Here is a 13986-nt window from a genome sequence, read left to right as displayed (position 1 = left end):
CCGGCGATAGCCCGCTAGGACAGGCCCTTGTGCGCATGGCGAAAAACTTCATGAAACGTGAGTCCGATAACCAGACTGAATCCCCATCTGATCTTTATCTAAGAGGCAAAACATAAGCGGTCGCCGCTGTTCGGGCTGCTTACGCAGCCCTGCGGCGGTTCCGGCCCGCGTATAGGCGGGCCGGGAAACGGCACCCCCACTACCTAATCCGCACCGCTCGCGCCTGCGACCAGCGTCCTATGGCTTTCGAGAGGGAGTGAAGGGCAAGGTCGGCGCTTAATTATTTACGTTAATACGTATTGACGTGTAAACGTATTACCTTGATAGAAGGCGATGGCGGCGGCCGGGAAAACGTGCTAGAGTGTACACAATTCAACACACGGAGGCGATTCCATGACCGCCAGCACCACCATGACGATTCGGGTTAGGCCCGATGTGAAAGAAAAGCTCGACCGGATCGCGAACGACACGCAGCGAAGCAAATCCTTCCTCGCCGGCGAGGCCGTCGCCGCCTATGTCGATCGCGAGCTTGAAATCATCGACGGTATCAAGCGCGGCATGGCTGATGCAGCGGCCGGCCGAGTGATCCCCCATGCGCAGGCCGTCGCGGAAATGCGTGAGGTTATCGAGGAAGCGAAGCGCCGGAAAGCCGCGCGCGGATGAGGCCGGTTGTCTGGTCGATTGAGGCGCAGCGGGATAACCTCGAAATCCTGCGCTATATCGCAGAGGACAACCCATTCGCCGCCGAACGGGTCGTGGATGCGATCGAGGACGCCGGGAACAAGCTCGGCGAATTTGCGACCGGCCGGCCGGGGCGGGTGAGCGGAACCTATGAAAAGTCCCTCGCCCGTCATCCCTACATCATCGCCTATGAGCTGCGGGACGTGGGGGGCCGGGAAAGCGTCGTGATCGTGCGCGTCATCCACACGTCGCGCGACTGGCCGGCCGAGGAATGGCCGCACTAGCTTAAAGACGTAGTAACGTCCTTAGCTATATGCTTCAATACGTATTCACGCAAAGAAGGATTGACGCATGAACGTCATTGCGTTTTTGAGCCAGAAGGGCGGGAGCGGAAAAACCACGCTTTCGGTTCATACCGCCGTGGCGGCCGAGGCGACCGGCGAACGGGTTTGCGTCATCGACGCGGACCCACAGGAGAGCGCGACCGCATGGGCGAGCGCGCGGGAAGCCGGAACGCCGATCGTCGCCACGGCGCAGGCCGGGGAGCTGGACGCCGCGCTTAGGGCGGCCGAGGGCGAGGGCATGACCTTGGCCGTAGTGGACGCCCCGCCCCATGCCGCCCCGGCGGCCGGCCAGATCGCCCGAAGGTCGGAGCTGGTCTTGATTCCGGTCAGACCGTCCGCGTTTGACCTCGCTGCGGTCCCGGCCGCCGTCGAGATCGTGGCGGCCGCGAAAGTGCGCGGCGCGTTCGTCCTGTCTGCCTGCCCGTTCCGTGCGCCCGAGATCGGGGAGACGCGCGCGGCGCTGGAAGCCTACGGACTGCCGATCGTTCCCGGCGAGATTACCGACCGGCGCGCGTTCGCCCGCGCCGTCACGACTGGCAGCGCCGTGACGGAGTTCGAGGCCGAAGGGAAAGCAGCGGAGGAAATCCGGGCTTTGTGGGCGTGGATTAAAGGCACGTTAGAACGTAAATAGCTAAATACGTAAGCGCGTATTGAAGGAGCGAAACCTATGGCAAAGAAAGCAACCGGCCTCGCGGCCTTCACCCGCCCGAAGGCCGGCGCGGAGGCCACCAGCCTTGCAGCGATCGAGGACGATCGCCCGGCCGTGGAAATCCCGACGCCGAGGCGAAAGAGGGGAGGGGGCGAGACTGTCGCGCTTACGGTCAAGGTCCGGCGATCGGACTGGCAGCGCCTTCGCCAGCTCGCGGATGCAGAGGGAACGACAATTCAGGCGATGGCCGAGGCCGGGCTTTCGGCGGTTCTGGCACAGCACGGATTGCCGCCGATCGAGCCTTATGCACGTTGATACGTAAATAGCTAAATACGCTAATGCTTGCGCGCGTGGCCCGCCCCCCGGCCGTCCCTACGGCCCTAGATGATGAGAGCGGGCCGGCCGGGGGGCTATCGTCGCGGCCGTGGCGTTTCCCTGAATAGAGCTTGCACCAGGTCGGCGGGTGGATCGCGGCGCAAGCCGCGCCGGCCCGGAGGCGAACGCGCTCCCCAATAGCGCCGTAGAGAGCCGGAGGGCCGTTCGTAACAAAGTCCCGGCGCTATGCGCCGGGTCCGCTTCTTGTCACGTCAGGCAGCGTCATACAGCCCCCGGAACTCTGCATCGGCATAATAGGCGAGCTTGCCGGCGACGATCGGCCGTTGCCCGGCGAGGAACAGCAATTCGACATGCTGCGGCAGGTTGCGGACCTCATCGGGGGTCAGCAGCGGGCGGGCCGTGTGTTGCTCGCCGTAGGAGATGCCGGATTTATCGGAATCGAGCGCCCGGCTCATGGTCTGGAACACAACGGTTTCCTGCCCGAGCAGATCGGAGACAAGCCGGGCGCTGTCGTGATCGTTGACGCCGAACACCTGTAGGACGCCGGCATTTGACAGGAAGGTGCCGGCGCGTTGCCCGTAGGTGGCGCGGAGCTGGTGAACGTCTTGCAGGATCGGCCAGAGCTGGACGCCGTAGCCGGCCATGAGGCCCATTGCGCGCTCGACGGGGGCCAGATGGCCGAGGGCGGCGAACTCATCGAGCAGATAGAGGACCGGCACGGCCGGCTTGGCGGGATCGCGGGCCATGTCGGTGAGGCTTTGCGCGACGAGCAGGCGCAGCCAGCGGGAATAGGTGGCGAGCCGATCGGGCGGCAGGACGAGGAACACCGAGACGTTGCGGCGCTTGAGATCGGCAAAGCCGAAATCGGATCGGTCGAGGACGGCGACCATGCGCGGGCTGTCGAGGAAATGGGTATGGCGCTGCGCGGCCGAGAGGACGCCGGCCGCCTCGCGGTCGGATTTGCCGAGGTGGCGGTTTGCAGCGCGGGCGATCAGGCCGGAGGCGGCCGTTGATGCCTGCATGTCCTTCAGGAGCGCCGCGAAGGCTTCAGGGGCGAGGGTGAGATATTCGCGCAGGGTGGCGAGGTTCCGCCTGTCGCGCGGCGCGCTGGCGGCAATATGGAGGATCAGGCCGGCAATGAGCGCCTTGGCTTCCTCGTTCCAATGCGCTTCGCCGGCCATGCCCGGTTCATCGAACACGAGGGCGTCGGCCAAGGTGCTTGCATCTTCCGCGACATCGAGGCCGGCCGGGTCGAGCTGGTCGAGGGGATTGAAGGCGGCCGAGGGCTGGCCGGTGACGCCGAAGGGGTCGAGGACATGGACCGGGCCGAATTGCTGGCGGGCGCGGCCGGCGATCTTGGCATTTTCGCCCTTGGGGTCGATGCAGATCACGGAGCGGTCGGCGGTGAGCAGGTTGGGGATGATGGTTCCCACCCCTTTGCCGGTGCGCGTCGGTGCCATCGTCAGCAGATGGGCCGGGCCGTCATAGCGCAGGAGCTTTCCGGTCTTGCCGTCGCGGCCGATCAGCAGGCCGGAATCGGCGCGGGCGAGGGCGGCGGTTTCCTTGTCGGTGGCGAAGCGGGCCGAGCCGTGGGTTTCGCCGTCCATATCCCCGAAATGGATAATCAGCGGATTGGTGAGGAAGCGGAAGGCGAGCGCCAGCAGCACCAGCAGCGTGACGAGATCGAGCAGGAGAACCGGAACCGAGCCGACGCGAAAGCCGATTTGTTCGAGAGCGAAGCGGCCGCCGAAGCCGACGACGAACAGGACGATAACAAGGAGGAACAGAAGCCCGAGAAGCGGTTTCCAGATGCGGAAAGGTGCGGCGAGCAGAGCGACGAACGCCCATAGCGGATCACGCGCGGCCTGCCGCACCATGTTCTTGAACGCACCCCATGCAAGTCTCGCCTGACTCATGCGGCCGTCCCCCCGGCGCTGCCTGTCGTCTCCCCGGCCGGCGCGTTGTCGATCAGGTCGGCAAACAGTTCCTTGTCACCGGGGCGCGTCAGGAAGTCGGGCAGCTCACGCTTGAGCCATTCGCCCAAGCGCCGGGAAAATTCTTCATCCTTGCCGTGTTCGAGGCGATGCAGGACGAGCGCGCCGAGCAGCACCTTGCGGCGCGTGTCGTTGGCGCGTTCCTGCTTCGACAGACGGGCCTTGAGCGTGGCGCGCTGCGCATCCAGTTCGGCCAAGCGTTGTTCGATCGTTTTGCGCGCCATTCCTCAAATCTCCTTTTCCGGTTGTTCGCCTAGACTATCATTCCCGACCGTCTTTTCCAGCGTTTGCCTGTTGCGCTTGAGTTTTCAGCGGTTTTGCAGCACAATTCCGGCCTCAGTTCATTGCATCGACCTTGCCGCGAGCGCCACACCGATCAGCGAAAGAGCGTAGCGATTGAGTTGAGAAGGGCGCACTTACGAGTTACTGCGTAACTCAGCGCGCCGCCAGCTTGGAGGCTGGCGGGAAAGGCGGAAACGGGATCGAGGCAACGGGTTGGCAATCTACCATTTCAGCATGAAGCCAGTTTCGCGGGCGGGTGGCCGTAGCGCCGTCGCCTCAATGGCTTATCGTGCCGGGGAGAAGCTGACCAACGAGCGCGACGGGATCACGCACGACTACACGGCCAAGCAGGGTGTTGAACATGCCGAGATCGTCTTGCCGGAAGGCGTGAACGCCGATTGGGCGCGGGATCGGTCGGACTTGTGGAACGCCGCCGAATTTGCCGAGAAGCGGAAGGACGCTCGCGTTGCGCGGGAGTTCGAGATTGCCTTGCCGCATGAGCTTTCGGCCGAGCAGCGGCTAGAGGCGGCGCGGGAGATGGCGCAGGAGCTGGCCGACCGCTACGGCGCGGCCGTGGACTTCGCCATTCATGCGCCGCACGAGGCGAGCGACGTTCGCAATCACCATGCCCATTTGCTTATGACCACGCGGCAGGTGACGGAGGGCGGGTTAGGCGACAAGACCTATCTTGAGCGCGAAAACAAATGGCTGTTGGCGCACGACCTGCCGACGACCGATATGCAGCTCCGCGACCTTCGCCAGAGGTGGGAGGGGATCGCCAACGAGCGCCTTGCGATGGCCGGGCTAGATATTCGCATTGACCATCGTTCGCACATGGAGCGCGGGCTAGAGATCGCGCCGACCGAGCATATGGGCGTCCATGCCACGCAGATGGAGCGGCGCGGCCTCGACGTGTCGCGGTCGCGGCTGGACGAGGAAGCGGCCCGGCGCAATGCCGAGCTGATCCGAGAGAAGCCCGAGCAGGTTCTAACCCTCATCACCGGCGAAAAGAGCGTGTTCGACCGGCACGACGTTGCGCGGGCGCTGCATCGCTACATCAACGACGACCCGCAGGAGTTCCAGAGCGCCTTTGCGAAGGTGATGGCCTCGCCGGCGCTGGTCGAGTTGCAGCCCGAGCGCGCGGACCCGGCAACGGGCGAGATCGAGCTTGCGCGGTATTCGACGCGGGAAATGGTCGAGATCGAATCCGGCATGATCGAGAGCGCGCAGCGGATGCACGGCGCGCATGGTCATGGCGTCGATCGCCGGCATGTCGAGCGGGCGATAGATCGGCAGGACGCCGCCATTCAGCGCAGCGCCGGCGATGCTTCCGCCCGGCTGTCGGACGAGCAGCGCCGGGCGATCGAGCATATCACCGGGCCGGAGAGGATCGCGGCCGTTGTCGGTTATGCCGGCGCTGGCAAGTCCACCATGCTCGCGGCCGCGCGCGAGGCGTGGGAGGCCGAGGGCTATCAGGTCCACGGCGCGGCGCTGTCGGGCAAGGCGGCCGAGGGCTTGGAGGAATCTTCCGGCATCCAGAGCCGCACCCTCGCGTCATGGTCCCGCGGTTGGGAGAACGACCGCGGCACACTCGGCCGCGGCGACGTGTTCGTGATCGACGAGGCGGGCATGGTCGGGAGCCGCCAGCTCGCCCGCTTCGTTGGCGAGGCCGAGGCGCGCGGGGCGAAGATCGTCCTTGTAGGCGACCATGAGCAGTTGCAGGCGATCGGGGCGGGCGCACCGTTTAGGGCGATCACGGAGGAAATCGGCCATGCCGAGCTGTCCGAGATTCGCCGGCAGCGCGTGGACTGGCAGCGGGAGGCGTCGGTTGACTTCGCCACGCACCGGACGGCCGAGGGGCTGGCGGCCTATCGGGATCGCGGCAATATCAGCTTTGCCGAAACCGGCGAGGACGCGCGGGGCCAGATCGTGCGCGACTACCTTGCCGATCGCGACGAGCGCCCGGACGGCACCCGCGTAGCGATGGCGCATCGCCGGGCCGATGTTCGCGCCATCAACGACGCGATCCGGGCCGAGCTACAGGACCGGGGCGAGCTGGCGCAGGGCGAGGACGCCGGCGCGCTGACCTTCCAGACCAATGACGGCAAGCGGGAGTTCGCGCCCGGCGACCGCATCGTGTTCTTGGAGAACAACCGCGACCTTGGCGTGAAAAACGGGATGCTAGGCACGGTCGATCATGTCGAGCCGGGCCGCATCATTGCCACGCTCGACGGCCGGGGCGGCGATAGTGTTTCCGTGCCGATGGGCGATTATCAGGCGATCGACCACGGCTATGCGACGACGATTCACAAAAATCAGGGGGCGACGGTGGACCGCGCCTATGTGATGGCGTCGGGGACGATGGACCGGCATCTAACCTATGTCGCCATGACCCGGCATCGTGACGGGGTGCAGCTCTACGCGGCACAGGACGAGTTCACCAATGCCGGCCGGCTGGTCGAGCATGGGGCCGCGCCCTATGAGCATGACCCGCAGAAGTCCGACAGCTATTTCGTGACGCTGGAAAACGACAAGGGCGAGCAGCGCACCCTATGGGGCGTCGATCTTGAGCGCGCCATGAAGGAGGCCGCGCCCGAGATCGGGGAGAAGATCGGCCTACAGCATGAGGGTTCCACCCCCGTCACCTTGCCGGATGGGACGCAGACGCACCGCAACACATGGAAGGTTCAGGACGCCGGCGAGCTGGCCTATAGCCAGCTAGAGCGCCGCCTGTCGCGGTCGGGCGTGAAGGAAACGACGCTCGACTATACCCGCGACTTTGCCGAGCGGCGCGGGATCGCGGAGCAAATGGGCGTCCGCAGCGAGATCGAGATTCCGGCCGAGCGCACCGGGCTACGTGCGGAACGGGAGTCGACGGCCGGGGATCATGCCCTTGATCGGAGATCCTCGCAAAAAGTTCGCGCGGATCTCGCGCAGGATCTTCGTGCAGATCCGCGCGAGGATCTCGCCGGCGATCGACAGCAGCGCCAACGGCCGTTCGAGGGCCTGAAACTCGGCCGCCGCGCCGCGCCCGAGAGCCGCGAGCCAGACCGCGCCGGCGCGGACGGCCCGCAGATCGACCAGAAACGGCCGCAGCAGGCCGAGAAGCAGCGGCGCGGTATGTTCGCCGGCCTCAAGCTCAATGCGCGTCCTGCCCCCTCACAGGAGCGCACAGAGCGGCCGGAAAGGGAAGGGAGCTTGCGGCAGGCGCCTGCGCCCGACCGGCTGGCCGAGCGGGCGCGGGGGCAGTCGCCGCTTGAGGCCGCCGTTGACCGCTATTCGCGGGCCTATCAGTCGATCGACCAGCACCGGCGCGAGGGCTTGCCGGTCCTCGACATGCAGCGGCAGGAAATAGGCGATGCCGGCCGGCAGCTCGACCAGGTGCAGGGCGGCATGAAAGATTTGCTGCGCTCGACGTTGCAAAACGACCCGGCGACGGTGCGCGCCATGACCGAGCTTTCCGGCCGGGAGCGTGTCGCGCAGGTTATCGACGGGATGAAGCGCGAAAACGCGGCGCTGCAAGACCCGAATATCAGGGCCGAGCGGTTCGTTGAACGCTGGCAGGAGCTACAGGGCCAGCGCCGGGAGCTTCGCGGCTGGCAGCACGACGATGCCCGCGCCAAGGTCGAAAGCCAGATGAACGGCATGACCAAGAGCCTTGAGCGTGACCCGCAGGTAGATTCCATCCTGCGCAATCGCCGTCAGGAACTCGGAATCGGGCAGCAGCAGCGCCGGGGGCAGAGCATCGCCCACGAGCTGCAAGAGGAAATGTCACGCAGCCGGCAACTTAGCCGGGGCATCGGTTTGGGAAGGTAGGCACGGAGAATATGGCGGAGCTGGACGACGACAGGGAAGGAATCGAGCCGGAAGCACTGGACGAGGACGCCGGCGACCCGGCCGCCGCGTTCGACGCGCTCCGGCGCACGATCGAGACGCAGGGCGCGCAGATCGGCGCGGAAATGACCGTGATGCGGCGCGGGCTGGAAGCGGCTTTCGACCAGCTCGAAAAGATCGAGCCGGCGCAGGACTACAAGCCCCAGCTCGCCCAGCTCGTGCAGGCGCTCGACAATGTTGCGGAGCGGCTGCACGGCGTAGAGCAATCGCCTATTCTCCGGCAGGGTGCGACACACTATGCGGCGCTCCTCGAGCGCAGCGGCGAGGCCCTGATACGCACCGCCGCGCAGCAGCTCGAGCGGCAGGCGTCCGACCTCGAGCGCGCCGGCCGGAACCTCGCCGCTCATACGAAAAGCGCCTACGACCGGAAAAGTCAGGATTTCCGCATATGGATGGCCGGCCTTGTCGGGCTGTTCGTCGGCATATTCCTGATTTTGCTGTTGCCGCGTTTCCTGCCCTTCTCGGCCGACACCCATGTTGCGGCGACCGTCATAGGTCAGGACCGATGGAACGCCGGCGTCACCATGATGCGGGTGGCCGATCCCCGAAGCTGGCGCGGCGTGGCCGATTCCTCGCAGCTCGTGCGCGACAATGCCGAGGCGATCGGGCAATGCGCCGAGGCCGCGCGCACGGCCGGTTCAGATCAGCAATGCACCATCACCGTGAAAGCGCCGGCAGCACCGGCGCAGTAGGGTTGTGGGGGGACACCAGTTATTTCGGGAGGTTTTCTTCCGCCTCAACAGGTCCGGCGGCCATCGCGACGAGGCGCGCCGCGATACGCTTGCGCAGTTGCTCGGGGAGCGGGCGCGACGACAGCGCCTCGTGAATCCACAGCCCATCGGCGGCAAGGCGCGAAATGAACCTGTCCAACTCGGCAGCGTCGTTTCCAATCGGCGCAGGAGGTGCCCAGCGGTCGATGACCTGTTGCCACAGATCGCCAAGCTGCCGATTGTCGGAGCTTTCCAGTATGAGCAGCAGTTCGACCCGCCGGGCAGCTCTTGCGCAGGTGTTGATGTAGGCGGCGTGTCGTTCGGCGTCTGTCGCCCTGTCCGAGGTGTTGCCGGCGCTCGCTTCCAGCTCCTGTTCCCATGAGCGAGTCAGATGCTCATGGGTGGCGAGGATCAGGGCTTCGCGCGACGGGAAATGATACAGAAGGCCGGCGCGTGTCATGCCGGTTTCGAGCGCTACGGCGTCGAGGGTGACGGCGGTGAGGCCGTCACGCTCGATGATGCTCACAATGGCTTCAAGCACTTCGAGGCGCTTGCTGGCTCTCGCCATGTCGGCTTCCTTAGTGTTGTGTGGGATAGGCTGACGATTGCGAGCCGGGACCGTAGCGCCGCAACAGGATGCCGGTGATCAGGGCACCCACGGCCAGAACACCCGCCGCCACGTACATGACGACCGTATAGGCGTGGTCGAATGCGATTCCTGCCGCTTGACGCACGACAACACCATCGGCCCCCGCCTCGTTGGCAAAGACCAGCGCCGACGCCATGCTGTCGCGGGCCGCTTCCGAGGTTCCGGCGGGGAACACGACGTTGACCGTATAGAGGTAGGCCAAAAGACTTCCGAGAATTGTGACAGCGAACAGACTGCCAAACTCGTAGGACACTTCCTCGACCGACGACGCCATGCCGGCGCGATGCACAGGCACATTGCCCACAATAGCCGTTGATGCCACCGACATTGTTGCACCTACGCCGGCACCGGTCAGCGCCAGACCGGCGATCAGCCAGCCAAGGCCATGAGTGATGCCCCATGTCGCAAGCAGGACCGCCAGCGATCCCGCCGCAAGCCCGCCAGCTATAAGGATACGTAGGCCAATACGATGCAGGAATGCACCACCGAGCAGCGCAGTCGGCAATGATCCGAGCGCCGCCGCCGAAACCAGCATCCCGGCTTCCAGCGGCGTGAAGCCCGCAACGAGCTGGAAGCGTTGCGTCGTAGCAAGCTCAACACCGCCGATGGCGAACTGGGAGAACGCGGCCGCTAGAACGCCCGATGTGAACGCGGCATTGCGGAAGATCGAGAAGTCGAGCAGCGGGAACGGCAGGCGCAGTTGCCGGCGGACGAACAGCGCTCCGGCGAGGATGGCAACCAGCAGCGAAATAGCGGGGACGGCCCACGACTGCCCGGCATGGGCAGATTCCTTGATCGCGATCACAAAAGCCGACAGCGCCACCAATGCCTGAAACGACGACACCACGTCCCAAGGCTTGGTCGCATCGCCGGCCACCTTCGGCGCAACGATCAGCGCCGAAATGAAGGCAGCGACCACTACCGGCACATTGATGAGGAACACCGACCCCCACCAGAAATGGCCGAGCAGAAAACCGCCGATGATCGGTCCGAGCGCAGCGCCGACGACCGACAACGACCCCCAGATCGCAATGGCGATGTTGCGTTCCCGGTCATCCTCGAAGGTGACGCGGATGAGGGCGAGTGTCGCGGGCATCATCGCCGCCGCGCCGACCGCCAGAAAGGCCCGCGCCCCGATCAGGATTTCCGCTGTAGGCGAATAGGCCGCCACAATCGACGCGACACCGAACAGCACGAGGCCGATGAGGAACATGCGCCGGTGACCGATCCTGTCACCCAGCGTCCCGGTGCCGAGCAGCAGGCCGGCCATGACGAGGGGGTATGCGTTGATGATCCACAACCCTTGCGTTGCCGTCGCGCCAAGCTCGCGCGTCAGGGTAGGCAGGGCCGTGTAGAGGACCGAATTGTCCAGAACGATAAGCAGGAGACCGGCGGCGACGGTCACCAGAAGAACCCAGCGGTTCGAGTGGGCGGCAGGCATGATAGCACCATTCAGTGAGAGTAGCCAAACTTTACAGACAAGTTAGTAAAGTATCAAGCGCCTGCCCGTGAGGAACTTCAGACAATGGCCGACAGCGGGGCTTCGCATTCCGGGGCGCGATCAATTTGTCGCGAAATTCCTGATTTTTGCGACAAAATCGCCGGCGCTGATTTTGCAGGGAAAAATCTGTCGCAAAAATCAGGTGCGAAAGTCAAACTTGTGCGACTGACTTTCGCGACACGTCGCGGCCCGGATTCCGCGCCGCTGCGGACGTGGTGCAGGTTTCAGGATTTGCGCGACATAAGGGGCGCGAAGGAATTTAATTCTGGATCACCAGATCAAAAGACCTTGGCGGGCAGACGCGCTCGAAATAGTAGCTTTCAACATCGTCCCAAACAGCGTGCCACGCGGCTAAAAAGCCCTCCGCGCCCTGTTCGCGCGCAGCAGTCCGTTCATGCCGCACTTTGGTCGGCACATCCACGATCACGGCGAGGTCGATCAAATCCCGAAGGAACGGAGATGCGGAATAAGCTCCTTCGAGCAGAATCGTGGGCGCTGGCGCGACTTCGGTAAATTCGTTCTTGAGGCTGTAAGTGCCATCCGGGCCTAGTCCCTGCATGAAGTCGAAAGCTCGCCACTGTGCAGGTTCCCCCTTGCGTAGAGGCTCTATTGCCTCGCGAACGCGGTCCCACTCAAAAACGCGATTCAACCGCTCCGCCACGGTTTTGTGAGGCCACTCGGATTCGGGAACCTGCGTTTGATAGAAATCATCGAGCGTAACCAAGGCTATGTCGGTCAGCTTCGCCAACCTTGCCGCAATCGTTGACTTACCGGAGCCGCTTCCCCCGTCAAGCGCCACGACAACAGGACGTGCGAGTTCGGCGCGGAGGGCTTCTATTCTCTCAAGTATGTGGAGTTCAGGCGACTTCATTGTTCAACCAATTTCGATGATGCTGCGTTGTCGCAAAAATTCCAAAACCCGCGACAGCTTTCTTGTCGCATAATAGGGATTTCCGCGACGGTTTGCACGAGGTAGATTCCGGGCATGTCGCCCACGAGGAAGCCCCTGCCCTTGCTTATCGGATATGCCCGCGTCTCGACCGACGGCCAGACTCTCGACCAGCAGCGCGCGGCGCTGAAAGCGGCCGGCTGCAAGCGCGTGTTCGAGGAAAAGGCATCCGGCGCGCAGCGCGGCCGCCGCGAGCTGGCGAAGATGCTGGACCATTTGCAGCCCGGGAACGTGGTGACGGTGACGCGGCTTGATCGCCTCGCCCGATCGACGCGCGATCTTCTCGACATTGCTGAGCGGATCGGCCACGCCGAGGCCGGCTTGCGTTCGCTGGCCGAGCCGTGGGCCGACACGACGACGCCGGCCGGGCGCATGGTGCTGACTTTCTTCGCCGGCGTTGCCGAGTTCGAGCGCAGCTTGATCCATGAGCGCACGAGCGCCGGCCGCGCGGCGGCGAAGGCGAAGGGCGTTCGGTTCGGCCGCCCCCCTGCCCTGTCGGCCGAGCAGATCGCACACGCCCGCCAGCTCATCAGCGAGGACAAGAAGCCGGCCGAGGTTGCCCGGCTCTTGGGTGTGCATCGCTCTACCCTCTACCGGGCCATAGAACGCATTGACGTGGATACGCATTGACGCAACTACGTTTAGTCGCCCGGCCCTAGAAGTAGTGCCTTTCTCGCCCCCTTACGCAAAGGGTTGCAGAATCGGGCGATTTCGTCTCTTCATGTAGACATGGCGAGTCGCACCCGAGAACAAGTTAAGCTGGAAAGTGTCCGAAACCTGCGCGCCCGTTGGCGCGCGGAGGGCCGGATTCTTGTGCAGGCCGATCTGCCCGGCGAGCTGGTCGCGGCGATTGACCGCCTGAAGGACGACGCGGGCTTGCGAGGGCGCGCGCCGATCATCGAGGAAGCGTTGAGGTTCTATATCGAAGCGAAGCAAGGGACATAACGGCAAAACGCCCGACCGTTGGCGCGGTCGAGCGTTTTATAGGCCGTCAGACACACCGTAGAGCCGGGGCCATCAAAGTCTCCCCTTATCTACGCTAGAGCACTCCAATTCGCAAGATTGATTCTTGCGGAAACGGGGAAAGCTGTGCCTGCCGTCCGCGCTGTCATGTCCTTCAAAAGGAAGGACGAGGGCATATGTTGAGGACGCACTACGCGGCCGCGATCGGCTGCGCGCGCGGGAACGCGCTTGATGAAATCATGCGGGAGGTTTGGACTCGATACGGCGCGGGCCAGCTCACCGACGACGAGGCCGGCGAGCTTACGACGCTCGCCCATGAGCGCCGGGCCGCCCTGCGGGGATCGGGACAGACCGCGCTAGGGTTGATCTTTCCGCCCCCTGCCCCACGCTGCCCGACACCAGTTCGCCGGCATAGCCATATCCGGGGACGATCGGAGGGCCGCATATGGCGGCCGACGACGCGCAAGGACGTGCAGGCGATCTTGAAGGCGGCCGAAATCTACAACGAGGCCGGCTTGCACGAGAAGGGCGAGCGCAGCGGGCCGCTAGGATCGGTGGCGCTGGACGTGCTGCGGCTGTTCGTCAATCTCATCGACTTCCGCACCGGCCGGCTTGAGCCGTCAATCACCACGATCATGGATCGGCTAGGCCGGTCGCGCGATACGATCGTGCGGGCGCTGAAGAATCTGCGGGCGCATGGCTTCATTGACTGGCTGCGGCGCTATGAGCCGACCGGGAACGAAGGGCGCGGCCCACAGGTGCAGCAGGCCAGCAACGCCTATCGCCTGTCCCTGCCGGAGAAGGCCCGGCAGTTCCTTGGACGGTTCGGCAAGGCTCCACCCCCGCCCGCCGATCATGGACAGGATCAGCGGGCTTGGAGCGAGGCAATCGACGCCTACAAGACCACCCTGCCCCTCGATGAGCGAACGCAGATCGACGCCGGCGATAGCCCGCTAGGACAGGCCCTTGTGCGCATGGCGAAAAACTTCATGAAACGTGAGTCCGATAACCAGACTGAATCCCCATCTGATCTT

General features: G+C 64.5%; 14 protein-coding genes. 9 read left to right on the top strand and 5 right to left on the bottom strand.

Translation table 11 applies throughout. From position 1 onward, the window contains the following. Window positions 1-393: 393 nt before the first annotated feature. From F3H41_RS21050 to F3H41_RS21035, 4 genes are all read left to right on the top strand, one after another. Window positions 394-663 (top strand): CopG family ribbon-helix-helix protein, encoded by a 270-nt coding sequence (locus tag F3H41_RS21050; RefSeq protein ID WP_006473479.1) that lies wholly within the window; start codon window positions 394-396, stop codon window positions 661-663. Next, complete coding sequence (locus F3H41_RS21045; protein ID WP_006473480.1) at window positions 660-965, top strand: type II toxin-antitoxin system RelE/ParE family toxin; 306 nt, start codon at window positions 660-662, stop codon at window positions 963-965. The genes F3H41_RS21050 and F3H41_RS21045 overlap by 4 nt, the downstream gene beginning before the upstream one ends. Window positions 966-1032: 67 nt before the next feature. Further along, a complete protein-coding gene (gene parA, locus F3H41_RS21040) occupies window positions 1033-1656 on the top strand; it encodes a ParA family partition ATPase (RefSeq protein WP_021316632.1) in 624 nt (207 codons plus the stop codon). 36 nt (window positions 1657-1692) lie between these two features. Next, entirely contained in the window at window positions 1693-1989 is a 297-nt protein-coding gene (locus F3H41_RS21035; RefSeq protein ID WP_006473490.1) for a hypothetical protein, read from the top strand. A gap of 272 nt (window positions 1990-2261) precedes the next feature. On the opposite strand, the gene F3H41_RS21030 is transcribed toward F3H41_RS21035, so the two are convergent. Beyond that, on the bottom strand, window positions 2262-3926 hold the full coding sequence (locus tag F3H41_RS21030) for a type IV secretory system conjugative DNA transfer family protein (RefSeq protein ID WP_023512661.1): 1665 nt from the start codon (window positions 3924-3926) through the stop codon (window positions 2262-2264). Continuing rightward, window positions 3923-4228, bottom strand: coding sequence for a hypothetical protein (locus tag F3H41_RS21025; RefSeq protein ID WP_020821017.1), 306 nt, complete (start codon window positions 4226-4228; stop codon window positions 3923-3925). The genes F3H41_RS21030 and F3H41_RS21025 overlap by 4 nt, the downstream gene beginning before the upstream one ends. A gap of 271 nt (window positions 4229-4499) precedes the next feature. Here F3H41_RS21025 and traA point away from each other — a divergent pair, with 271 nt between their 5' ends. Together traA and F3H41_RS21015 are read left to right on the top strand one after the other, a co-directional pair. Further along, the gene (gene traA / locus F3H41_RS21020) at window positions 4500-8102 is read left to right on the top strand and encodes a Ti-type conjugative transfer relaxase TraA (RefSeq protein ID WP_024269998.1); all 3603 of its coding nucleotides are present in this window, start codon (window positions 4500-4502) and stop codon (window positions 8100-8102) included. Between the two features lie 11 nt (window positions 8103-8113). Next, complete coding sequence (locus tag F3H41_RS21015) at window positions 8114-8872, top strand: DUF6118 family protein (protein WP_006473465.1); 759 nt, start codon at window positions 8114-8116, stop codon at window positions 8870-8872. Between the two features lie 19 nt (window positions 8873-8891). Here the strand turns inward: F3H41_RS21015 and F3H41_RS21010 are convergent, their stop codons facing one another. From F3H41_RS21010 to F3H41_RS21000, 3 genes are all read right to left on the bottom strand, one after another. Continuing rightward, window positions 8892-9458 carry a TetR/AcrR family transcriptional regulator gene (locus F3H41_RS21010; RefSeq protein WP_003830785.1) on the bottom strand — a complete coding sequence of 189 codons (567 nt, stop codon included), beginning with the start codon at window positions 9456-9458 and terminating at the stop codon, window positions 8892-8894. Window positions 9459-9468: 10 nt separating this feature from the next. Then, window positions 9469-10980 carry an MFS transporter gene (locus F3H41_RS21005; RefSeq protein ID WP_149740707.1) on the bottom strand — a complete coding sequence of 504 codons (1512 nt, stop codon included), beginning with the start codon at window positions 10978-10980 and terminating at the stop codon, window positions 9469-9471. Window positions 10981-11299: 319 nt separating this feature from the next. Beyond that, complete coding sequence (locus F3H41_RS21000) at window positions 11300-11911, bottom strand: AAA family ATPase (RefSeq protein ID WP_020820347.1); 612 nt, start codon at window positions 11909-11911, stop codon at window positions 11300-11302. A gap of 141 nt (window positions 11912-12052) precedes the next feature. Here F3H41_RS21000 and F3H41_RS20995 point away from each other — a divergent pair, with 141 nt between their 5' ends. From F3H41_RS20995 to F3H41_RS20985, 3 genes are all read left to right on the top strand, one after another. Beyond that, entirely contained in the window at window positions 12053-12619 is a 567-nt protein-coding gene (locus F3H41_RS20995) for a recombinase family protein (protein ID WP_006473455.1), read from the top strand. 183 nt (window positions 12620-12802) lie between these two features. Beyond that, a complete protein-coding gene (locus tag F3H41_RS21670) occupies window positions 12803-12934 on the top strand; it encodes a ribbon-helix-helix protein, CopG family (protein ID WP_006473454.1) in 132 nt (43 codons plus the stop codon). A 194-nt stretch (window positions 12935-13128) separates the two neighbouring features. Beyond that, a partial coding sequence (locus F3H41_RS20985) for a helix-turn-helix domain-containing protein (RefSeq protein ID WP_149740706.1) occupies window positions 13129-13986 on the top strand: 858 nt, incomplete at its 3' end.

This window comes from Rhizobium sp. RU20A (genome assembly GCF_900155885.1).
Classification (GTDB): Bacteria; Pseudomonadota; Alphaproteobacteria; order Rhizobiales; family Rhizobiaceae; genus RU20A.
This window is presented reverse-complemented; position numbering and strand designations above follow the sequence as displayed.